At 44.8% G+C, this 20,563-nt stretch carries 23 protein-coding genes; 7 read left to right on the top strand and 16 right to left on the bottom strand.

The features are described from left to right. A partial coding sequence (locus tag R7P72_RS23020) for an Ig-like domain-containing protein (protein ID WP_318110765.1) occupies positions 1-1,235 on the bottom strand: 1,235 nt, incomplete at its 3' end. Positions 1,236-1,613: 378 nt separating this feature from the next. On the opposite strand from R7P72_RS23020, the gene R7P72_RS23015 reads away from it, so the two are divergent. After that, a complete protein-coding gene (locus R7P72_RS23015) occupies positions 1,614-2,978 on the top strand; it encodes a sodium-dependent transporter (RefSeq protein WP_005380288.1) in 1,365 nt (454 codons plus the stop codon). A gap of 104 nt (positions 2,979-3,082) precedes the next feature. Here the strand turns inward: R7P72_RS23015 and R7P72_RS23010 are convergent, their stop codons facing one another. The 5 genes from R7P72_RS23010 to tsaA form a co-directional block, all read right to left on the bottom strand. After that, the gene (locus R7P72_RS23010; protein WP_005380289.1) at positions 3,083-3,274 is read right to left on the bottom strand and encodes a DUF4250 domain-containing protein; all 192 of its coding nucleotides are present in this window, start codon (positions 3,272-3,274) and stop codon (positions 3,083-3,085) included. Next, positions 3,274-3,480: a YaeP family protein gene (locus R7P72_RS23005; RefSeq protein WP_213907265.1), complete on the bottom strand. Its 207-nt coding sequence runs from the start codon at positions 3,478-3,480 to the stop codon at positions 3,274-3,276. The genes R7P72_RS23010 and R7P72_RS23005 overlap by 1 nt, the downstream gene beginning before the upstream one ends. A 111-nt stretch (positions 3,481-3,591) precedes the next feature. Continuing rightward, positions 3,592-4,260, bottom strand: a complete 669-nt coding sequence (locus R7P72_RS23000) for a tellurite resistance TerB family protein (protein WP_005380291.1) — start codon at positions 4,258-4,260, stop codon at positions 3,592-3,594. Between the two features lie 178 nt (positions 4,261-4,438). Continuing rightward, a complete protein-coding gene (locus R7P72_RS22995) occupies positions 4,439-6,154 on the bottom strand; it encodes a proline--tRNA ligase (protein ID WP_005380292.1) in 1,716 nt (571 codons plus the stop codon). Positions 6,155-6,265: 111 nt separating this feature from the next. Next, positions 6,266-6,961 (bottom strand): tRNA (N6-threonylcarbamoyladenosine(37)-N6)-methyltransferase TrmO, encoded by a 696-nt coding sequence (gene tsaA / locus R7P72_RS22990; RefSeq protein ID WP_213907264.1) that lies wholly within the window; start codon positions 6,959-6,961, stop codon positions 6,266-6,268. A gap of 123 nt (positions 6,962-7,084) precedes the next feature. On the opposite strand from tsaA, the gene R7P72_RS22985 reads away from it, so the two are divergent. The 3 genes from R7P72_RS22985 to R7P72_RS22975 all read left to right on the top strand — a co-directional run bounded on the left by R7P72_RS22985 (position 7,085) and on the right by R7P72_RS22975 (position 9,290). Next, a complete protein-coding gene (locus R7P72_RS22985; RefSeq protein ID WP_005380295.1) occupies positions 7,085-7,345 on the top strand; it encodes a type B 50S ribosomal protein L31 in 261 nt (86 codons plus the stop codon). Between the two features lie 3 nt (positions 7,346-7,348). Then, on the top strand, positions 7,349-7,474 hold the full coding sequence (gene ykgO / locus R7P72_RS22980) for a type B 50S ribosomal protein L36 (protein ID WP_005380299.1): 126 nt from the start codon (positions 7,349-7,351) through the stop codon (positions 7,472-7,474). Positions 7,475-7,703: 229 nt separating this feature from the next. Beyond that, positions 7,704-9,290: an AbgT family transporter gene (locus R7P72_RS22975; protein ID WP_005380301.1), complete on the top strand. Its 1,587-nt coding sequence runs from the start codon at positions 7,704-7,706 to the stop codon at positions 9,288-9,290. Between the two features lie 106 nt (positions 9,291-9,396). Here the strand turns inward: R7P72_RS22975 and R7P72_RS22970 are convergent, their stop codons facing one another. The 8 genes from R7P72_RS22970 to R7P72_RS22935 form a co-directional block, all read right to left on the bottom strand. After that, a complete protein-coding gene (locus tag R7P72_RS22970; protein WP_005380304.1) occupies positions 9,397-10,470 on the bottom strand; it encodes a hypothetical protein in 1,074 nt (357 codons plus the stop codon). Then, positions 10,467-11,579, bottom strand: a complete 1,113-nt coding sequence (locus R7P72_RS22965) for an ATP-grasp domain-containing protein (RefSeq protein ID WP_005380305.1) — start codon at positions 11,577-11,579, stop codon at positions 10,467-10,469. Before R7P72_RS22965 ends, R7P72_RS22970 begins: the two co-directional genes overlap by 4 nt. Then, on the bottom strand, positions 11,567-12,835 hold the full coding sequence (locus R7P72_RS22960; RefSeq protein ID WP_005380306.1) for a F390 synthetase-related protein: 1,269 nt from the start codon (positions 12,833-12,835) through the stop codon (positions 11,567-11,569). The genes R7P72_RS22965 and R7P72_RS22960 overlap by 13 nt, the downstream gene beginning before the upstream one ends. Further along, positions 12,823-13,686: an MBL fold metallo-hydrolase gene (locus R7P72_RS22955; protein ID WP_005380307.1), complete on the bottom strand. Its 864-nt coding sequence runs from the start codon at positions 13,684-13,686 to the stop codon at positions 12,823-12,825. Before R7P72_RS22955 ends, R7P72_RS22960 begins: the two co-directional genes overlap by 13 nt. Next, positions 13,655-14,641: an NAD-dependent epimerase/dehydratase family protein gene (locus tag R7P72_RS22950; RefSeq protein ID WP_005380308.1), complete on the bottom strand. Its 987-nt coding sequence runs from the start codon at positions 14,639-14,641 to the stop codon at positions 13,655-13,657. The genes R7P72_RS22955 and R7P72_RS22950 overlap by 32 nt, the downstream gene beginning before the upstream one ends. Continuing rightward, a complete protein-coding gene (locus tag R7P72_RS22945; protein WP_213894089.1) occupies positions 14,638-15,627 on the bottom strand; it encodes a ketoacyl-ACP synthase III in 990 nt (329 codons plus the stop codon). The genes R7P72_RS22950 and R7P72_RS22945 overlap by 4 nt, the downstream gene beginning before the upstream one ends. Positions 15,628-15,821: 194 nt before the next feature. Further along, positions 15,822-16,271: a YaiI/YqxD family protein gene (locus R7P72_RS22940; RefSeq protein ID WP_005380310.1), complete on the bottom strand. Its 450-nt coding sequence runs from the start codon at positions 16,269-16,271 to the stop codon at positions 15,822-15,824. Continuing rightward, the gene (locus tag R7P72_RS22935) at positions 16,268-16,561 is read right to left on the bottom strand and encodes a hypothetical protein (protein ID WP_005380311.1); all 294 of its coding nucleotides are present in this window, start codon (positions 16,559-16,561) and stop codon (positions 16,268-16,270) included. The genes R7P72_RS22940 and R7P72_RS22935 overlap by 4 nt, the downstream gene beginning before the upstream one ends. 932 nt (positions 16,562-17,493) lie before the next feature. Here R7P72_RS22935 and R7P72_RS22930 point away from each other — a divergent pair. Beyond that, positions 17,494-17,979 (top strand): GNAT family N-acetyltransferase, encoded by a 486-nt coding sequence (locus R7P72_RS22930; RefSeq protein WP_005380314.1) that lies wholly within the window; start codon positions 17,494-17,496, stop codon positions 17,977-17,979. On the opposite strand, the gene R7P72_RS22925 is transcribed toward R7P72_RS22930, so the two are convergent. Both R7P72_RS22925 and R7P72_RS22920 read right to left on the bottom strand, forming a co-directional pair. Beyond that, positions 17,939-18,238 (bottom strand): DUF3301 domain-containing protein, encoded by a 300-nt coding sequence (locus tag R7P72_RS22925; RefSeq protein WP_005380315.1) that lies wholly within the window; start codon positions 18,236-18,238, stop codon positions 17,939-17,941. The genes R7P72_RS22930 and R7P72_RS22925 overlap by 41 nt on opposite strands. 13 nt (positions 18,239-18,251) lie before the next feature. Continuing rightward, positions 18,252-19,289 carry a DUF3549 family protein gene (locus R7P72_RS22920; RefSeq protein ID WP_005380317.1) on the bottom strand — a complete coding sequence of 346 codons (1,038 nt, stop codon included), beginning with the start codon at positions 19,287-19,289 and terminating at the stop codon, positions 18,252-18,254. A gap of 76 nt (positions 19,290-19,365) precedes the next feature. Here R7P72_RS22920 and R7P72_RS22915 point away from each other — a divergent pair, with 76 nt between their 5' ends. Then, positions 19,366-19,680, top strand: a complete 315-nt coding sequence (locus R7P72_RS22915; protein WP_005380318.1) for a YqcC family protein — start codon at positions 19,366-19,368, stop codon at positions 19,678-19,680. A gap of 4 nt (positions 19,681-19,684) precedes the next feature. Beyond that, positions 19,685-20,455, top strand: coding sequence for a tRNA pseudouridine(65) synthase TruC (gene truC, locus R7P72_RS22910; RefSeq protein ID WP_005380319.1), 771 nt, complete (start codon positions 19,685-19,687; stop codon positions 20,453-20,455). The last annotated feature ends 108 nt before the right edge of the window (positions 20,456-20,563 follow it).

Below are 20,563 nucleotides of genomic sequence, written 5' to 3'. Positions count from 1 at the left end.
TTATCGGTTGCGACGGCTTTAAGCTGGTTAGCGCCAATAAGTGTGGCGTTCCAAGTAACGGAATATGGCGCTTGAGTGGTGACCCCTAAGCTGGTGTTGTTCGCAAAAAACTCAACTTGCGTGACTGTGCCATCAGCATCGCTTGCGTTTGCCGTGATTTCGTTATTGCTGCCAGCGAGCACGACTTGTCCATCCGTTGGTGCCGTAATGGTAACTTGCGGTGGTGTCGAACAAGCACCTAGGCCACTCCAAGCATCTTGCCAGTATAGCCCTTCACCAGGCTCGTAAGCCCATGTCGCATCCGAGGAGCACCAACCAGCAACATCACAACGATATTTTTGGTTGAAGTGAGAAATCAGGTCGCCAGCTTGATAACTTGTGCCTGCCACATAAGGTACTGCATCTGCACATCCGCCCGTTCCGGTTTCTGAATTACTAATAACCAGCGCTACTTCTTGGCTCATCGTTGCGAGGTTTGTATCATCAGTCGCTTGTGCTTTGAACGAGTATGTACCTGGACTAGCGGTCCATTGATATTCGTAAGGTGCGCTAGTATCAATGGCGACAGATTGATTGTTTACGAAGAACTCAACTTGTGTGACCACACCATCAATATCGTCAGCTTGAGCGGCTACGGTTAGGTTATCGCCTACATTAAGCACTTCTGTGCCTACTGGGCTTGTCAATGAAATGCTTGGTGGCGGTAATTCGACTTGTGGTTGAACTTGGATAGAAATCGTCGTGGTGCTAACAGCTCCCTCATTATCTGTCGCAATTGCGGTCAATTGCGAGATCCCTTCAATAGCTGTCCAAGAAGCTTCGAATGGTGCTTGAGTTACCACAGCAACGGTTTGGTTGCCTGCAACAAACTCAATTTGTGTGATTTGGCCATCTTCGTCAGTTGCGTTGGCTAACAAAGTGATCGCACTGCCTTCGGGAATTTGTGCGTTGTTTATTGGAGAGGAGAACGACACCGTTGGTGATAAATTGTTGCTTCCACCATCACATTGCCCTAACGCTTTCCATGCTTCCCAAGATCCTGAGTTGGTCACGGGATCATTGCCTTGCGTCCAATATGCAGCCTCATAAGCGGCTCCTTGCGTTTTTACTAAAGCGCCCGATGTATAAGTCGCAGTGCTGTCCCAGTCGGGTAAACTTTGACAGTTATAGGCTTGAGCTTGGTAGCTGGCGCTGAGTGCTACAACCATCGCTCCGTGAAGTAGGGTGACCTTCATTTTCCTCTCCTTGAATCATGGGTATAAATGAGAACAGAGTAATAACTAGCTGATAAATAGACATTAGGGGGAAAAAGCGAAGCACAATATTCTGCTTTTCGACACAGTATCACGAGGAACAGTTCGTCCCTTACACCAGAGCTCATTATTTTTCGGCTCACTTCACGGCAGAAGGATTGGTAAAATTCAGCCACGTAAAACGAACAACAGTCGCGAGGCTTTTGAGCGATGAATATGAGATGTACGTTAAAATTTACAAGCTGAATGACTACAAATTGTTTCAACTGTCGAGGATTTAACCGAGGTGCTCTTGTTGAATAGTGAATATTGCTATAGTGTACTAGTTAGCTAGTTCAATGATATTTTTGTGTGAGTAGTATGACACAGCAAACCTCTTCTCAGCCTCGCGAGCATTTTGGCTCTCGTCTCGGGTTCATCTTAGCTGCCGCAGGTGCCGCAGTTGGCCTTGGCAATATTTGGGGCTTCCCAACTCAAGCAGCCAGTAATGGTGGCGGTGCTTTCCTGTTAGTTTATTTGGTGATGATTCTTATCGTCGCATTTCCGATGCTGGTGGTTGAAATGGCGATTGGTCGCCATGGTCAAGCCAACCCTGTAGACAGTATGCGTGCAATCACAGATAACCCTGCCGGTAAAAAGCTCGGCGGCATTGTGGGTTGGATTGGTTTAAGCGTACCAAGCGCTGTCTTAGCGTTTTATTCAATTGTTGGTGGTTGGTTGATCTGCTTTTTACTGGGTGCAATCACAGATCTAATGGGGTTAGAAGCTGCAACTCAATGGCTAAAGGGCTTTAGTGTTGAACGTAACTTGTTCGGAACCATTACTTTTTATGTACTGACGATTCTCATCGTACAAGGTGGCGTAAAACAAGGTATTGAGAAGTGGTCCACACGTTTGATGCCAGCATTGTTTGTTTTGTTTGCTCTGCTATTTGCTTACATCATGACGCAAAACGGTGCGATGGAAGGTCTGAAACATTACCTAGTGCCGGATTTTGAAAAGGTATGGGACCGCAAGTTGATTCTTGCTGCAATGGGGCAGGGCTTCTTCTCGCTTACGATCGGTGGCTGTTCAATGCTGATTTATGGCTCTTACTTGAGTAAGAAAGAGAACCTACCAAAGATGGCGATGAACGTGACCATGGTAGATACTGCCGTTGCTTTCATTGCAGGATTAGTGGTGATGCCAGCGATGTTTGTGGCAATGCAAAAAGGCGTTCAGATCTATGCAGAAGATGGCTCTCTATTTAGCTCTGATACGTTGGTATTTACCGTATTGCCATTGATGTTTGATAGCTTAGGTTTGCTTGGTCAATTGTTCTCTATTGTGTTCTTCTTATTGCTGACGATTGCGGCGCTAACGTCCTCCATTTCAATGTTAGAGTGTCCAGTGGCTTTAGTGAGTGAGCGCTTCAATACTAAACGCAGCGCAACGAGCTGGGTTTTAGGTGGTCTCATTGCCTTGTTCAGTGTGGTGATTGTTTATAACTTTGGCGCTCTGTTTGGTATGGTCGCGACGGTTGCTACTCAGTATCTACAACCAACCGCTGCGCTCTTATTCTGCTTATTTGGTGGTTGGGTATGGAATCGCAACTCAAAAATCAAAGAGCTTGAGCAAGGTTGCCCGGAGTTTACGCAAGGTTGGTTTGGTAAGTTATGGCCTGCGTATGTGAAGTTTGTATGTCCAATTCTTGTGGCGACAGTCATCTGGGCTTCATTTGGCTAACCGAGACGCCTATCGAATAAAAGAAAAGGGCTTGATGGTAACTCATCAAGCCCTTTTTCATATTGGTTATTCTCGTTTCGGTTATCCGCCAAGAATGGTGTTGATTAACGGAATTGTCCTGCTTCTGGAAGAAAGTCAAAACCAGCAGAAGCCAGTTTTGTCTCCAGTGCTGTGCGTTCGATATCGAAGAAAGCCACCAGTTTATCTAAGTCACCACCGAAGTCGTCGCGTAGCTTCATATTCACAATGCTCATCAGCATGACAGGATCCATGGATTCAAAGTTCGCTAGATTCATTACTTATCCTCAAAATCTGAAATCAGTAGGTTTGCCGCAGCAAATGCCGCTTTTTCACGCACTTCTTTAGGCAGGGACTCATCCGCTGCAACATCGTTCAGTGCTTTAACTGCACATGAAATTGCTTGGGGAATATAAGCTTGCTCGCCACTACCAATCTGAGCATAAAGCTCACGAACCAGTTCACAACAGCCGTATACTTGCATGTTTTCTTTCCACTAAATGATAACTTATCTCAATATACACACAGCGGATTTGAAACTCAAAGTACAGAGTTGTTTTGGCTCAAGTTGAAGGTTTGCTTGAGCGAGATTTAATCACTGCATTTGTGCTTCTAACTGCTGAGTGACTTCTGGTGAAAGTTGAAGTTGTTTTGCAAGTTCTTGCAGATACGCTTTTTCCATAAAGTTTTGTTCATCAGCGACGATCAAAGACGCTAGGTAAATTTCTGACGCTTGTTGAGGAGAGGTCGCCTGATTAGCAATTTCAGCAGGATCAAGCGGTTTGTTTAACTCTTGCTGAACGAGGTGACGAACGTGCTCATCTGCGCCCATATCCGCGAGAGCTTGTTCAATGCGCGCCATTTCCTCTTCATCAACGTGACCATCAGCTTTTGCAGCTCCAATCATTGCTTTTAAAATTAAGACACTGTGTTTACTGTCATCGGGGTCAAAGGTTTCTTGAACACCTTGACCGGATTGCTTGGCTTGCCAGTCGTTATACACTTTGTAGGCCAAGGCTCCAAGCGCAGCTGCGCCACCGACTTTTAATGCGCTTGACCCTATTTTTTTAGTCATTTTTTTACTTTTCTTTGAGCCCATCAGCATACCGATGAGGCCTCCGCCTACAGCACCTGCTCCTAGCGTTTTTAGGCTACTTGAATTTGATGAGGATTTGATGTTGTTGGTTTGTTTGCCCAATGCATCTGCACCTTGCTTAAGTAAGTCTGATTTGAGTGCTTGGTTTAGAAGACTTTTTAAATCCATAACTGACCTCCTTTAGATGATGAAATCAGTTTAATAGCAAGAAGCTGAACCAAAGATTAACAAAGTGAATAGTTCGAAAAAGGTGGAGGGGGGGCGTTGAGCTGTAATAAAAAGGGCTGACCGAAGCCAACCCTTTTTAACTATTTGAAACTACTTCAAATGCGAACTCGTCGAGTGCTTACTTTAGTTGAGCTTTTACGTGCTCAACAATGTCAGTCATTGCGACTGCTGTTTTCTCACCAGTAGCACGGTTCTTGTATTCGAAGTTGCCTTCTTTCATTGAGCGGTCACCGATAATAATGGTATGCGGTACACCAATAAGCTCCATGTCAGAGAACATTACGCCTGGGCGTTCTTTACGGTCGTCAAATAGCACTTCGATGCCCATTGCCGTTAGCTCAGCGTACAATTTCTCAGCGGCTTCTTTCACTTCTTCTGACTTGTGCATGTTCATTGGAACGATCGCTACCTGGAATGGTGCGATTGCATCTGGCCAGATGATGCCGTATTTGTCGTGGTTTTGTTCAATAGCAGCCGCTACTACGCGAGTGATACCGATACCGTAACAACCCATTTCTAGGATGACGTTCTTACCATCAGGACCCAGTACACCACAGTTCATCGCTGCGGAGTAAGCGTTACCTAGTTGGAAAATATGGCCAACTTCGATACCACGCTTAAGCTGGATAATGCCCTTGCCACATGGGCTTGGGTCACCTTCCACAACGTTACGTAGGTCTTCAACTTGGCCAAGCTCTACATCACGACCCCAGTTAATACCGAAGTAGTGTTTGCCATCGATGTTCGCGCCCGCACCGAAGTCGCTCATTACCGCAACGCTGCGGTCAACAATGAACGGCAGTTTAAGGCCAACAGGGCCAAGTGAACCTGGGCCTGCACCGATAAGCGCACGAATTTCTTCTTCAGATGCCATTTCCAGTGGAGCTGCAACCTGAGGAAGGTTTTCTGCTTTCACTTCGTTCAGTTCATGATCACCACGAATAATAAGCGCGATGATTGGCGCATCAACTTCGTCAGATGCTTTCACAAACAGTGTTTTCACTGTTTTTTCAATTGGTAGTTCGAACTGCTCAACCAATTCAGCGATTGTTTTCGCGTTTGGCGTATCAACCAACGTCATTTCTTGTGTTGGTGCCGCAGCCTCAGAGGCTGGAGCTAGTGCTTCTGCTTTTTCAATGTTTGCCGCGTAATCTGACTCGCTAGAAAATGCGATGATATCTTCGCCGCTTTCAGCCAGTACGTGGAACTCTTGAGAGCCGCTACCACCGATAGCACCGCTATCTGCAAGTACAGGACGGTAATCCAGACCCATGCGATCGAATGCTTTACAGTAAGCATCATGCATTGCGTCGTATGACTTTTGTAGTCCGTCTTTATCAATGTCAAAGCTGTACGCATCCATCATTGAGAATTCACGTGAACGCATTACGCCAAAACGTGGGCGTCGTTCGTCACGAAATTTAGTTTGGATTTGGTACAGGTTTAGCGGAAGCTGTTTGTAAGAGCTCACTTCATTGCGAACAAGGCTAGTGATCACTTCTTCAGCGGTTGGGCTAAGTACAAACGGACGAACATGACGGTCAGTAAAGCGAAGTAGCTCAGGGCCCATCTTTTCGCTGCGGCCTGTCTCTTCCCATAGTTCAAACGGCTGAACAACGGGCATCAAAGTTTCGACTGCGCCTGCATTGTCGATTTCTTGACGAACGATGTTTTCGACTTTACGCAGTACACGTAGACCAGTAGGTAGCCAGGTGTATAAACCTGAAGCCAGCTTACGGATCATACCTGCACGTAGCATGAGCTGGTGGCTCACTACTTCTGCGTCGTTTGGAGTCTCCTTCAGAGTAGAAAGAAGATAATTACTGGTACGCATTAAATTTATCCGTTTATTTAAGTTAGATACTCAAGCTTGAATAAGCAGGAGTATGGGAGTTCCCTAAAGGGAAATTTGTTAGCCGTCTATAATATCAGCCAATTGCGTTTGTCAAAAGCTTTCAATAGCGGTAACCGTTATTAAGTTGCTTGTTGCTGTGAACTTTACGTTCAAGTCGAACAAATTTACCGCATATTCTTTGTCGTCCGGCTTGTTTTTCTTATATGCAGGGCGAGGATCTTGTGCCAGAACTTGTTCAATGACTGATCTTACATAGTCAGTATCGGATCGATTTTCTATCGTTGCTAATGCTTGAGCAGAAAAGGTGACTTGTGACTTTTCTGGCTCTTGGTCTGCGTATCCGCCTTGTGCTTCCAAAATAGAATCCGAATAGGGGATATAAGGCTTAATATCCACAATCGGTGTCCCATCCACGAGATCTACACTGCCTAAATCAAGATAGATTTGATCGCCTTGCTTAGTGACTCCTTTCACTTCAACGGCTGACATTCCGATTCCGTTTGGACGGAAAGTCGAGCGCGAGGCAAAGACACCAATTCGTTCATTGCCGCCTAATCGTGGCGGACGTACAGTTGGTTTCCAACCAGCTTCCAGGTTCTGATCAAATAGAAACAACAACCAAACGTGAGAGAACTGTTCTAGCCCACGCACTGCTTCAGGGCTATTTGCTGCACCTAACAGTTTTACGCGTGCTTTAGCCTCTGGTACTAAGCGTGGTTGGCGCGGAACTGCAAACTTTTCTTTGTACGGTGTCTCAATGACGCCGATGGGTTCGATGGAATACATGATGGACATCTTTAAGAATTCATTGAGATGAAAAGTATCACAAATTTCTCTTGCTTTTCTTGTTGATAATGATTATTAATTAAAATGTTATAACATAACAATTTAATTGAAGGGAAAAGTATTATGAAACCAGGAATCCACCCTGAATATCGTCCTGTGGTGTTCCACGACACCAGTGTAGATAAGTACTTTGTCGTTGGTTCTACGTTGAAAACGGAGAGAACCATCGAATGGAAAGATGGCAAAACTTACCCTTACTTTACGTTAGATGTGTCGTCAGCTTCTCACCCGTACTACACCGGTAAACAGCGCGTTGTACAAACCGAAGGTCGCATTGCGAACTTCAACCGTCGTTTTGGTCAATTTAAGAGCGAAAAGGAATAAATCATGAAGGTAGTAAAATCATTAAAAAGTGCAAAAAGTCGTCATCCGGATTGTCAGATTGTAAAACGGAGAGGGCGTCTTTATGTCATTTGTAAAACGAACCCGAGATTCAAAGCTGTGCAAAAGTAATCAACCTGCATATATCTAACTTATGGTTTTGTTTAATTGATAATGTTGAGTTAATTATTTTACATGGATGAAATATCTACATTTTTATTCAATGTTGGTTATAAATGCCTCTGTTCGTCACAGTTTGTAACATTTAGGGCTTTTATTTGACCTTCTACTCAAGTACCCTTCGCACGCTTTTTGACATTTTTGTCACATTTGCATAGGAATAAAAACAAGGAGGGAACAGATGAGTTCATCTGATTCAATTAAACAAAACTCGCCTAAGAAGCCGCTGTTTACGCGCTTTTTGGATACTGTCGAATATTTGGGGAACTTATTACCCCACCCGATCACACTATTTGCCATTTTCTGTTTAGCCATTCTGGTGATGTCGGGTATTGCAGGATACTTCGAAGTTTCCGTAGTTGACCCTCGTCCTGAGGGTGCAAAAGGTCGTGCCGCGGATGGCATGATTCATGTCGTTAGCTTGCTTAACGCTGATGGCCTTGAACTAATCGTTACCAATCTAGTGAAAAACTTTGTCGGCTTTGCACCTTTGGGTACGGTATTGGTTGCGATGTTGGGTGTTGCTATTGCTGAATACTCAGGCTTGCTATCTGCAGCAATGCGTGGCTTAGTCATGGGTGCATCTCAACGCATGGTAACAGTTACGGTCGTTTTCGCGGGTATCATTTCAAATACGGCATCAGAGCTTGGCTATGTGGTACTTATTCCACTGGCTGCAATGCTGTTCCATTCTTTAGGTCGTCACCCACTTGCCGGTCTTGCTGCGGCGTTCGCTGGTGTATCTGGTGGTTACTCAGCAAACCTACTTATTGGTACGGTTGACCCGCTGTTGTCAGGCATTACTGAAACGGCGGCGCAAATGATCGACCCAACTTACACTGTTGGTCCAGAAGTTAACTGGTACTTCATGTTTGTGTCGACATTCTTCATTGCAATCACAGGTGCGTTTGTTACTGAAAAAATTGTTGAGCCAAAGCTTGGCAAATACAGTGAAGAAGAAGCCTCAGAAGATTTGTCGAACGACAAAATGGGTGGCTTAACAGACATTGAGAAGAAAGGCCTAAAACTAGCAGGTGTTGCTGTACTGGTTGTTTCAGCGCTGCTTGCTTGGACGGTTGTTCCAGAAGACGGCATCCTACGTTCTGATGCAGGTACAATTGCAGGTTCACCATTCCTGAAAAGTATCGTGGCATTCATCTTTGTGTTCTTTGCTATTCCAGGCTTTGTGTTTGGTAAAGTTGTTGGCACGATGAAGACGGATCGCGATGTAATTGATGCAATGGCGAAATCTATGTCTTCTATGGGCATGTACATTGTATTAGTTTTCTTTGCGGCTCAGTTCGTTGCTTTCTTTAAATGGACTAACTTCGGTCAGGTATTCGCGGTTGCTGGCGCTAGCTTCCTGCAAGAAATTGGCTTAACTGGCCCAATGTTGTTCTTTGCCTTCATCCTGATGTGTGGATTTATCAACCTAATGATTGGTTCGGCATCGGCACAGTGGGCAGTAACGGCTCCGATTTTTGTTCCTATGTTGATGCTTGTTGGTTATGCACCGGAAACGATTCAGGCTGCTTACCGAATTGGTGACTCGACGACAAACATCATTACTCCAATGATGAGCTACTTTGGTTTGATTCTTGCCGTAGCGACTCGTTACATGAAGAACTTAGGTATCGGTACGCTGATCGCGACCATGCTACCTTACTCAATCTGCTTCATTGTAGGTTGGAGTGTGCTGTTCTACCTATGGGTATTCGTATTTGGTTTACCAGTAGGCCCTGGCGCAGCAACATACTACACACCGTAGAAAACGGTTACCTCACACAGCTCCATTATAAAAAGCCTGCGAACGTCGCAGGCTTTTTTATCGATTGAGACTGTGTACGCAGGCTTACCTGATTATAGATGTCGGTTTATAGCTGAAAACGCATCAACAAAGGGCGATAAAAGTGCTGAGTGAGCCAGCATAAGCTTTTCCAAATTATGCGTTTGTACCAAGGTAAGTGCGCAATATAAACATAGCTAAATTCAATTTCTGGCCGGGCTTTTCTGTTGCGTTTAAAAGCCGGAGCACCTGAGCTCATATTAAAGCGACGCTGGAATATCATTGCGTGGCGGATGGTATAGGCCGATATTCGACGATACAATGCGAGGCGTTGTGGCTTATTGGTATCGTAGCCAAAAATTGGGCAAGTCATATCATTATCAATTTCTACAATGCCTAACGTAGCCAGCATCTCTTCTTGATAAAACAGTCCCACTAACTGTACTAATTTGTTCTGGCTCGCCTGTTTTAAATATTGGGTTGAAAACTGTATGTTATTGAGGCTGTATTTATCAAGGTAAAGCATGTCATATAACTCTTTGGCACGCTGAAACTCTTCATCAGTGGTCAGTGGCCTAAACTGCCAATCTTTATCATTAAGCAGTTTGAAGTCTTTCGTTAAATCTCGGTTGAAGCTGAACGCTTGCCAATCATCAAGTAAATACACTTGTCGTGTTACCAAGCTTTGCCATTGCTGCTGCTCTAATCGCTGAATAAAGCGTGATTGTTGACGCTGGTTGAGGGAGCGAAGCACCAAGGGAAAGGTGGGATGTTTATCGAGTGCGACGCGACGCAGTTCATCGAGATTTAAGGATTTCCATTGTTCGTTATACATATTGGTGGACAAGCACTGATTGTTGAGCGTTTGGACTTGATCCAATCCAGCCAATGATAAGACTGGCTTAGTCATATTAATAAGTCGCTTACATACCCATCGAACAGCCATATTTTTGACTTTGTGAAGCTCTTCTTCGGCGTAGCCACTAAGCAGTGTCATAGGGGACACGGCATAACAGTTGTTTGGTATTTTTGGTGTTACGGAGTAGGGAATGGCAACGTCATCGATATAGTAGCAACCAAAGCTTGCGGTGCATTCATCAATAGGATTTGACTGCATAAGAATGATAAAGGTTTGATGCCATTCTTGAGAGGAAAGCGTCATGAGTTCAATGCCTCTCCATTCCACTCAATATCAACGGTAGAAGCGTCGCTCCACTTCGTCTTGTTCTGCCTAGCCAACCGGAGTAATTCAAACACACTCTGGATTTGGCTCCCTACCGGCAAGTTATGCTGTTGCATTACATTTACTCCAGACCACCAATCTTGCCAAGTTCGAGCCTTAAATAGGGATAATCCACCTTCCGCGATGAGTGTTATTGGACCTAAATGATGCAATCGCTGCTCGGAAGGACTGGTAAACTCCATATTAGGAAGCCGTTGGTTGCATCGAGACGAGAGTAGGTGCAAACCACTGGTGGCTCTTGGGTTACATTCAATCACGTAGAGTTGATCTTGTGATTTGATGAAGTCAAACGACACTTGCCCACGATAAGTATGACGTTTACCAAAAGCTGCGATAAATCTATCTAGTCGTTCGCACGAGATCGGCTGAAAAGCACTGGCGGCCGAGCCGTTTACACAGTATTTCGGCACATAAGCTTGGTGTGCTTTAAGGTCACCATGTTCAAAAATGGCATAGTTACACACCGGAGTCCCATGGATTTTTTGTTGCTGAACCCAAGGGTAAAGGGGCGATATCGTGGCGGCAGAAATAGACTGAGTCGTCACATCTCTTATGACTTGCCCGCCAAACCGAGAGTAAACGGGCTTTAGAACGGTTCTCTTATTAATTTCAATCTCACTTTTATCAGCGACCAAACGAGTTTTTGGAAGTGTGATTTCTGGCAAACCTTGAAGCTGTTCAAAGACGGTCAACTTGTTGTGCAGGGCATTGAGTAGTCCCACATTGGGCAGAAAAAAATCTACTTCTGGGCATTGTTTGGCAACATGAGCCAAGTAATACACTTCTTCACAAGTGGGTATCACCATATCAATACGCATCTGAGTAATGATTTTTAGGATCTGCTGTTGATAGTTGGGAAACGCAAATCGAGGTGAAGCGGTGGGTATATAAGACTCGATACCTCGCAAAAACGATCCCAGAGGCTTTTTTAGCGAATCGGTGAGAATTACTTCATGCCCATGATGCATACACATGGTTGCCCACTCTAGTGCAACTGGTGCTCGGGCTCCGGTGATTAAGACCCGCATATGTTCACCACACGTCGTTGTTTATTCATTGGCGTCCAAATAGGCGCAGGGCGGTAACTAAATCTGACAGGATCAAGCCGCAATTGGTCAAACAACTTTATCAAGGCTTGGTGTATAACCCGATGGTGGTGAACATCCGCTTCAATTTGAATGGCTTGTGACCCTGTTTGGGTGATTCGGTAATCCACGCGACCTTTGGCAGATAGTGTTATAGCGCGGTAGATGAGATCTGGTAACACCGTCACTGGGACGTGGTTTGCGTTTAGCGTGAGGCGATCACCACATCGTCCGGCAATCGCGCCAAGAGGTTCAAATACGCCATTATCCTGTTTATTCTCAATAATATCGTCGAGCTGATAACGAATAATGGGCTGAGTTTTTCGACGAAAATCGGTGATAATTGGGCTGTAATGAGTACGTTCGGTATTCAGCCAATGTTTTTCGATGTAAACAACATCCTGATTCCAGCGCATTTGTCCATGCTGATCAGTACATGCAAGAAAACCTTCAGTACATTGATAGACTTCATGGAGTTCGCTGTCGAACCGTTGAGAAATAAAGTGACGGTCACTCTCAGTTAGGACTTCTGCACCAGAAATGATCCGCTGTGGTTGAATTGCGGGTTGACCAAATTGACCGCTGAACTGGGCGCAGAGCTGAAGAGCTTGCGCACTACCAACCAAAAGCGTGGGTTGGAACTCATCCAGCTCTTTTATCCATTCTTGGTAAGGTTTGGTTAAATCGGCATAAAAAAATGTTACAGGCCCTTTCGCGACGGATTTATACAGTGGGCTGTTGGCGCGCAAGGCTAGCGCAATTCGGTGTTTTTGCCATAGATTGGGCAACAGGCGAGCCAATATATTGCCAGCCCATAGTTGTGTTTCCTGTTTGTCAGCAAGAAACAACCCGCGCATGCCTGATGTGCCCGAAGAAAGCCCAACAGTAACATCGCCAACTTTCGAAGCGGCGAAGTTGCGTGACTGTTCTGCGTCGAGTGCTTGTTGCATTAGCTGTTCAGCATCTAAGCCTTTCGTATTCAACTCCGAGAGGTTCTCCATCATGGTTTGCTTATTCATGATAGGGAAATCACTGAGTGGTGCACCTTGAAGTGAGCGGTAATACGGTGAATGACGGCATACCCAATCCAAGTGTTGCGTTAAGTGTTGTTGCTGCCATGTTTCGACTTGTTTCCTTGAGCCGAAGGGGCGGTAGCGGGTTCGCCAGAATTCTGAGATAAGCGTTCTCACTTCATCCATCCTTCTTTGATTAGCTGCTGGATAGTTTCCTGACAATGTGAAGGCACGAAGCGAACAAAGTGGTGGGTTTGTTGGTAGCAACTTCTCAACTCGGAGAGGGTGTTTTTATAGGCTTTTGTATCATCGCAAAGCATATTCGCCAGCCAATGTTGATCGATATTTTCACTCAAGCTCTCGATTAACCAGCATGCATCGGCGAGTAAGAACAGCCAACTTTGGTCTCTTTTAACTAGCAAGCCCACTTGGCCAGCTGCATGGCCTGGCAAGCTAACCATATAAATAAATCCATCGTCGAACATGTCTTTACAGAGCAAATTAACACCTTGGCACTGAGGAAGAATTTGGCTGATTGGTACAGAAAAATCACTATGAATGAATAAGTTAGGTTCAAGCTGTGGAGGAAGTAGAGCTTTTAGGTATCCTTTTCTTACGCCTCCAATTCGACCACTTTTAGTAATTGCATCTACCCCTTTTTGTTGGCAATGCAATTGAGAGTGGGAAAACTCAGACACGGCAGCAATGTGATCAGCATGGAAGTGGGAGAGCACTAAGTGTTCAATATCATGAGGTTTGAGACTTTCTTTTGCTAACTGCGCAACAATTCCGTGTTCTTTTTTATAGCGACAAGGTGTTGTCCAAGCATAAAAACGTTCAGGGAAGGGACGAGTCGCGCTAAAAAAATGCTCGTGATATCCCGTGTCAAACAGGATGTTGCCTTGTGTTGGGTGCTGAATTAACGCAACGGCTGCCGGAAATGCTCTAGGCTTGATACCAGAACCTGGTTTGACAACAAAGCCTGGGTGTACGCAGTGTCCAGCCTCAAAGATTTTTATTTTTAGACCAGTTTGCATACTGCTGTATTCCTTCTTGAATTGAAAAAAGCGGTTGGTAATTCAGTGTTTGTTTAGCCTTGCTGATATCCAGAGTTTGATGATAGTTAAACAATCCTGCGCTGTATGAGGTGAGCCTTGGTTCTGGCTGATGTGGTAAGTGCCTCCGTATTTGCTCACTGAGCTTTAATAATGGTGATACCACACCGTATGGTAATGATTGTAACGTTACTTTTAGGTTTAACCCCTCACATAAAGCTTGCAGAACAGTCTCAATTGGCATTGGTTCGTTGTTGGAAATGTTGAACACATCACCATGCTGAAGTCGGTCTGCCTGAGTGCAAGCGAGCATCGCTGCATGGGCAACGTTGTCGACATAGGTCAGATCAACCACAGGATTTCTACCCGATGGCAGAAGCAGAGTGTTGTTTTTTATCGCCTTAAGCACTCTTGGGATAATCGCGCGATCATTGGGTCCAAAAATGCCACGCGGTCTTAAAATGATCGCTTTACTTCGACCTTTTACGGCTTCAATTTCTGATAGATATTTTGTGTGTGCGTAATCATTACACCAGTATGAAGCTATGGCGTCGGTTTCTCTAATATTCCAACGGTCTTGATGGTCAAAGTAGACGCTGGTGGACGAAATATGGATAAAACGCGAGATTTGATGCGTATTAGCCGCATTGACGAGGTTTTTGGTGGCATCTACATTGGCTTGATAAAACGCCTGCCACTTTCCCCATGGGCTTGAGAGAGCGGCACAATGGATGACTGCATCCATACCTTGGCATACCGCATGAACTGCTGAGTGGTCTCTTAAATCGACTATATGGGGGATAACATCGAATTGCTCGGCGAGTTGTTTAGCGATGACTGTATTTCGTGCTATAAAATGCAGTTCATGCTGCTGGTGAAACATTCTCAGAATTGCGCTACCCAACATCCCGCTGCCACCAGTGACCAATATCTTCATAGTTTTAGCACTCCCATCCCTAGTGACAACCCTGCGGCGGTGCCAGCTAATAACACATGTTTTCCTGCGGTTTCTGGCTGATTACGCAGCCAGTGTAAGTTAATTGGGAGTGAGGCGGCGACTTGGTTTCCCAAAGTCGAAAAGTGATTAACGGTTTTCTCTGTTGGTAGCCCGGTGAGTGAAGGCAGTTTTTTTAATCCATGCGCGCTGGCTTGATGAGGAAGAAAATAATCAATATCGCTGAGTGTTACCGGAGAGGCGTCAAACCCTTTTTTTAGAAACGCTGGTAAGGCTTTACGCACATGTTTAAAGAGTGCTTTGCCCTCCATCTCAAACTGGCAACTTTTTAAATAGGCTTGATGCTCGGAGGTATGCGGATTGATATGACTACCTCCGCCCTTAATTTGACAAAATGAATACCCGGTATGATGCGTTTCAAAGTGACTGGTGAGCAATCCATCATCGTTGCGTTCTTCGAGCAAAAATGCGGCGGCACCGTCTGCGAATAGCGTTGCAACTTCTGGTTTGAGCGTAAAATTTCGATTCAGTGTGATGCCAGTGGCGAGTTCGCTGGTGACAATAAGAATCCGACGGTATCGTTTTGCTAAGAATAGACTCTGGGCAAGATCAAGCGCAGAGAGAAAGGATAAACAGGTGCTGTTCAAATCAAAGCTTTCTAGCCATGTTGGAGCGTCTAACGCGGCGAGAACCGCTGAGGCGTCGTAGGGTAGAGACTGGTGGTGTGTGCCGCTAGCGTAGATAAGAAGATCAACGGAGCTTAAGGTATGTGTGTTTCCTAAACACTGCTCTATTGCCTGCACCGCCATGTAAATAGCGGTCTCTTTTGTATTGGCTACATGACGATATTCAACGTCGAATTTATTTCGGCAGGTCCCTGGCGCTAATTTTAGGAAGCGATCCATCTCTCGATCAGACCATTGATTCGTTGGCAGGTAGCTTCCACTGGAAACGATGTTAAAGCCCATTATTCTCTATACACTTATTAAAAACGTCGTTCAAAATAAACCACGTTGCATATTGAAGCTATGGCGAGCGAGATGAAAAATAAACAGAACAAAACAAATGGGAGTAAGAGCACGCTTTGGGTGCAATGCTGAGAATGAATTTTCAGGAATGAGCCAGGCTTTGATTTGCTGGCTCAATATGAATAGAGTGAGGGTTACTTCTTAAATTTCGCCAAAATACGATCCAAATGGTTTGCAAATTCGCGTCGATCGGTTTGAGAAAGCGCGGCGGGCCCACCTGTCTGAATTCCGCTTGAACGCATGGTTTCCATAAAGTCGCGGATATTTAGGCGAGCTTTGATGGTGTCTTTTGTATAGAGCTCGCCACGAGAACTGAGGGCTTGAGCGCCTTTAGAGATAACCTCATCTGCAAGCGGAATATCTGACGTGATCACCAAATCGTTGGCTTCCACACGCTTGACGATTTCGTTGTCTGCGATGTCAAATCCCGCAGGGACTTGCAGCGAGTGGATGTTGTCTCTTTTCGGCACAGGGACAACGTGGTTAGCGACAAACGTACATTCAATCCCCGTACGCTCGGCGGCACGCACAATGGTTTCGCGAATAACTTTCGGACACGCGTCTGCATCTACCCATAACTTCATGATGGTTTCTCACTGAGTTTCGCTTCTAACTCTTCAATACGAATGGCTAGCATTTTTACGGTGCGCTCTAGGGCTTCAAGACGATCATTATCGGTGTGGTGTTGTGCTGCGATTTCAACCTTGGGTACGCGTTGAGCACTCTTCCAACTTTTTATTGCGGTGATTAATGCTGGCATTGGAACTGGCGTTTTCAAGCGTGCTTTCACTAACGCTACGGTTGGCTCTTTTCCTTGTTGTTGCAACTGTTCCATTGCCGCTTCTAATTCTTTAGTAACGTCTTGAGTTAACATTTTTAATCCTTAACAACGATATATCTATCATCATACGTTGAGTGCGCTAATTTGGCGAATGGCATTTTGGAGAGTGTAGTGTGAGAGATCTCTTACATAGGTTGTGAGAGAAAACGATTTCGTAAGCGGAAAAAGAGAAGCTGAAGAGCTTAAGTTTCTGATAAATAATGATTTAACAACTTATTAACCAATGTGAGAGCCAAATATTTATCTTAGATAGATTGTCTATTTTTGGAAAAGGCGTAAATTGAGAGTTGTCAGCAGGAAGCAGACATGGAACAGGAAAGCACCAAGGATTTGGTTATCGTCAGGAAGACGATTTGGTTGGTCAGGATGATTAATCAAGCATGGAGCGTAGGACATTGTAAGGATACGATCATCAATAGGATGTTGATGACTAAGGATAGACAATGGACCCCTCTAGGATTGAGGTTACGGACAGCATCAGGAAGATGCAAGGGACACCGCTCAAGGAACAAGTGACGTGTGCTAACGAGGAATGTTAGCAGTCAGGATGATAAGGACACCGCTAGGACGGCGACGTAAGGAATAAGCTGACGGAATCAGCCACTATTATGGATGATGCATGGAGCACTTTTAGTAGCCGGACTGCTGCGAGTAAGACCATGACCCCGATACTTATGTGTCGGGGTCTTTCTTATATAAAAACGATATCCAGTGTTCTCATTGAATTAAGCATCTCGATGTTACTTGGGGATATCAATATCACAAAATATATAAATTCCTAATAACACTTAATAAAAAACAACTCAGATCAATATCCTTTCCAACCAGTTGGTTTAACTTTCGGCTTCTCTACAAGGTGTTATGCCCGCAATCATTGAGCATGTTCAGCTCATCGAGTTTGTGATCTGCGGATAGATTAAGTTTGTTGTAATCAAGGAACAGATGTGGCCATAGTAACCAGAAGAATGCTTCTTCTACCCTACAATGAGTCGTTGCAACTAGAATTCGTCATGCTGAATTGCTGTGCGAAAAACCGTGCTGAATTGAATGGTCCGTATACAGTTGCGTCTGCCAAACAGATGTTTGAGAAAATACTGGATGATGAGAACATTTATAGTATGGCAGTGCTAGAGAGCACCAGTCGTGACTATATGGGGCACGTGTTCATTGCTAATCTCGATTCCGAACCTGAATTAGGGTTTATTTTTGATAAATCATATTGGGGTAAAGGGTTAGCAACAGAAGCACTAAAAGCATTTTTCCCCAAAGCGTGCCGTGAATTGGGCTTGAATAAGGTGAAAGCTAACGTGAATAGCAATCATCAAGCTTCTATGGCAGTACTGAAAAAGCTGGGATTTGTTGAAACAAAAGAAAGTAAGGATATATATGGTCCTTACTTTGAAATGGAATTTACAAGCGATGCGGTGGTAGGTGAAAGTTCTGCGGCCTGAAACCGACCATGGTTAACTCTCCTTGGTAGCAATCGTCACCAAGAGATGAAAACTCAAATTGATACACCGTATGCCAACGCCAGACTCCGTCTGGCGTTTTTAGTTTATGGGCACCAAAGGCGATGCTGATTAATTGGAGATCCAATTGCTCACATTTACGCGTGATGGCCGCTTTTGCGAGTTCGGCTTGGCGACGCTGTTGCCAAAACAGGTAACAGAAAAAGCAGAGCCCTAAAATTGCTAAAAGATCACCAATCATTCCTGAACCTTTCTTAGCTTTTTGTTGTTTGTTGTAAGCTTACTAGCGCATTTGCTAGTTCCTCTGATGGATTTGAATGCAGTAAAGGCAATAACACCATCCTTAACTCTGGCAGCATCACTAAATCGGCAAATAACTGATTAAATAGGGCTTGATTACCGGTTTGAGCTAAACGCAGCAAAAACTGTTCTGCTACCTTTTCATTGGCGAGTAAGTGCCAAGCGCGACCCGCCACACCAATCAATACCTCCTGATGGCTTAAACGAGGGCTATGCAATATCGCATCTAATACTGGAGAGGCGACTTCTGTTGGTGCACCAGCAAGGGCTCGGATAAGTGCTGAAAGTAGGAAGAGATCAGGTTCGCTACTTGCGATTTCTTGCTGTGCCTTTTCCGCGATACGTTCTGCTAAACGCTCTTGAAGCTCTACGTGCTCAAGCGCACCTAATAGGGCATAAAGTGGCTCATTTGGTAGGTGGTTCAACGCTTTGCGTATCATTACCCCGTTTTGCTCTTTGTCCAGGCGAGCGGCTATGTCTGTGATACCTTGCAGACCTACAGTTTGCCAATTATCCCAGCCTAAACCTCCAGAGAAGTAATGCTGGGTATGCTCGTAATATTGGCTGGTAGGAAGATTGAGGTTTGCGCGGACCTGGCTATGAAACACGGCCATTTTATCTTCGGAAGGTTTGAAAGTGTATGGGTTGTTAGACAGCTTTTGTTGTTGCTCTTCAGTGATATCATCATTGAGGCGTGTTCCCATAGCCTCCACGACGTATTTAATGAAATTGCCGATATCCGCTTGCTTTAACAAACCGCGCTCGTCCAATTCAAACTTTAGAAACCAAATCCAAGGTTGCTTTTGTTCATTCCAATAAGCGATGGCAAGGTGTGCTTTACGCTGCATTGGAAATGGGTAAGGTGCTTGACCTTTTTCTACATCGGTAAACTCTTTCTTAGCGATGGTTTTGATACGGCGACCAAGATCGAAGATTTGATAATCACAGTGGCTGTTGTTCAACAGTTGAGTGAGGGTTTGAATGTTTTCCATTAAATACGACGTCCTAACGTTCTTTTCACAAGAAATGGTATCATTCTCGGCTAATTCAAGGTTCGAGATAGAATTAATGGTAACAAATACTCAATTGGTCGACTTACTTCACCAACTTGAAGCGCAGCTTAGAGAGCATAACTTATGGCAATATACTATGCCTTCAGAGCAAGCCTTACAAAGTACAGAGCCATTTGCGATTGATACATTGCACCCTCATGAGTGGTTGCAGTGGATCTTTATAGCCAGAATGCACTCACTAGTGAAAAATAACCAACCATTGCCAAGAGGATTTTCTCTCGAGCCCTATTTTTCAGAAGCGTGGAAGCAGGAACCGCAGTTCGCCGAGCTGCTTGTTACAATCCGAACCATTGACGAACTGTGTAAGTAAACGAATGCTAGAACAAGAACTAACGCGATCTTCAGAACCAGTTGAGCTGGAGATCGTTTATCAGGATGAATATTTTGTAGCGGTCAATAAGCCTGCAGGCATGTTAGTGCATCGCAGTTGGTTAGATAAACACGAAACTCAGTTTGTCATGCAAACTTTGCGCGACCAAATTGGTCAGCATGTGTTCCCATTGCATCGTCTGGATCGTCCAACATCTGGTGTGCTTGTGTTTGCGTTGTCGAGTGAAGTCGCATCACAAGTCATGCCGATGTTTGCTGAACATAAAATGGAAAAGACATACCACGCAATAGTACGCGGTTGGATTGAGGAAGAGGGCGTATTGGATTACGCGCTCAAAGTCGAGTTAGACAAGATTGCTGATAAGTTCGCTTCACAAGAAAAAGAAGCGCAAGAAGCGGTGACGGAATATAAGCCGCTGGCTAAAGTGGAGGTTCCCTATTCGACGGGTAAATTTCCTACAACGCGTTATTGCTTAGTTGAGATGAAACCTAAAACGGGGCGTAAGCACCAACTTCGTCGTCATATGGCACATCTACGCCATCCGATCGTGGGTGATACAACGCACGGGGATGGAAAGCACAACAAGCTGTATCGCACAGAGTTTGAATCTCATCGTCTGCTACTGCATGCTTCAGAGTTACGGTTCGTCCATCCATTTACCGATCAAGAGATTGTTATGACGGCCAATCTTGATGAAACTTGGCAGCAATTGTTTACTCGATTTGAGTGGGATGAATCGATGATTAACCGATAATCGGTGCAGTTAGATCTAGATAATGATTGGGTATGACCCGTCCTGATATGGGTTGACACTTTTTAACTAAAACGCTCGATGTACTTCATCGGGCGTTTTGTATTTTAA

Source organism: Vibrio sp. Vb0888 (assembly GCF_033338835.1).
GTDB lineage: Bacteria > Pseudomonadota > Gammaproteobacteria > Enterobacterales > Vibrionaceae > Vibrio > Vibrio alginolyticus.
Note: the sequence above shows the minus strand (reverse complement) of the source record. Positions and strands in the feature narration are given on the sequence as shown.

What these genes read in the sequence shown, in the direction of transcription:
- R7P72_RS23015 (WP_005380288.1), top strand. Translation starts at nt 1,614, where the DNA reads ATGACACAGCAAACCTCTTCTCAGCCTCGCGAGCATTTTGGCTCTCGT.
- R7P72_RS23010 (WP_005380289.1), bottom strand. Translation starts at nt 3,274, where the DNA reads ATGAATCTAGCGAACTTTGAATCCATGGATCCTGTCATGCTGATGAGC.
- R7P72_RS23005 (WP_213907265.1), bottom strand. Translation starts at nt 3,480, where the DNA reads ATGCAAGTATACGGCTGTTGTGAACTGGTTCGTGAGCTTTATGCTCAG.
- R7P72_RS23000 (WP_005380291.1), bottom strand. Translation starts at nt 4,260, where the DNA reads ATGGATTTAAAAAGTCTTCTAAACCAAGCACTCAAATCAGACTTACTT.
- R7P72_RS22995 (WP_005380292.1), bottom strand. Translation starts at nt 6,154, where the DNA reads ATGCGTACCAGTAATTATCTTCTTTCTACTCTGAAGGAGACTCCAAAC.
- tsaA (WP_213907264.1), bottom strand. Translation starts at nt 6,961, where the DNA reads ATGTATTCCATCGAACCCATCGGCGTCATTGAGACACCGTACAAAGAA.
- R7P72_RS22985 (WP_005380295.1), top strand. Translation starts at nt 7,085, where the DNA reads ATGAAACCAGGAATCCACCCTGAATATCGTCCTGTGGTGTTCCACGAC.
- ykgO (WP_005380299.1), top strand. Translation starts at nt 7,349, where the DNA reads ATGAAGGTAGTAAAATCATTAAAAAGTGCAAAAAGTCGTCATCCGGAT.
- R7P72_RS22975 (WP_005380301.1), top strand. Translation starts at nt 7,704, where the DNA reads ATGAGTTCATCTGATTCAATTAAACAAAACTCGCCTAAGAAGCCGCTG.
- R7P72_RS22970 (WP_005380304.1), bottom strand. Translation starts at nt 10,470, where the DNA reads ATGACGCTTTCCTCTCAAGAATGGCATCAAACCTTTATCATTCTTATG.
- R7P72_RS22965 (WP_005380305.1), bottom strand. Translation starts at nt 11,579, where the DNA reads ATGCGGGTCTTAATCACCGGAGCCCGAGCACCAGTTGCACTAGAGTGG.
- R7P72_RS22960 (WP_005380306.1), bottom strand. Translation starts at nt 12,835, where the DNA reads ATGGATGAAGTGAGAACGCTTATCTCAGAATTCTGGCGAACCCGCTAC.
- R7P72_RS22955 (WP_005380307.1), bottom strand. Translation starts at nt 13,686, where the DNA reads ATGCAAACTGGTCTAAAAATAAAAATCTTTGAGGCTGGACACTGCGTA.
- R7P72_RS22950 (WP_005380308.1), bottom strand. Translation starts at nt 14,641, where the DNA reads ATGAAGATATTGGTCACTGGTGGCAGCGGGATGTTGGGTAGCGCAATT.
- R7P72_RS22945 (WP_213894089.1), bottom strand. Translation starts at nt 15,627, where the DNA reads ATGGGCTTTAACATCGTTTCCAGTGGAAGCTACCTGCCAACGAATCAA.
- R7P72_RS22940 (WP_005380310.1), bottom strand. Translation starts at nt 16,271, where the DNA reads ATGAAGTTATGGGTAGATGCAGACGCGTGTCCGAAAGTTATTCGCGAA.
- R7P72_RS22935 (WP_005380311.1), bottom strand. Translation starts at nt 16,561, where the DNA reads ATGTTAACTCAAGACGTTACTAAAGAATTAGAAGCGGCAATGGAACAG.
- R7P72_RS22930 (WP_005380314.1), top strand. Translation starts at nt 17,494, where the DNA reads ATGCTTCTTCTACCCTACAATGAGTCGTTGCAACTAGAATTCGTCATG.
- R7P72_RS22925 (WP_005380315.1), bottom strand. Translation starts at nt 18,238, where the DNA reads ATGATTGGTGATCTTTTAGCAATTTTAGGGCTCTGCTTTTTCTGTTAC.
- R7P72_RS22920 (WP_005380317.1), bottom strand. Translation starts at nt 19,289, where the DNA reads ATGGAAAACATTCAAACCCTCACTCAACTGTTGAACAACAGCCACTGT.
- R7P72_RS22915 (WP_005380318.1), top strand. Translation starts at nt 19,366, where the DNA reads ATGGTAACAAATACTCAATTGGTCGACTTACTTCACCAACTTGAAGCG.
- truC (WP_005380319.1), top strand. Translation starts at nt 19,685, where the DNA reads ATGCTAGAACAAGAACTAACGCGATCTTCAGAACCAGTTGAGCTGGAG.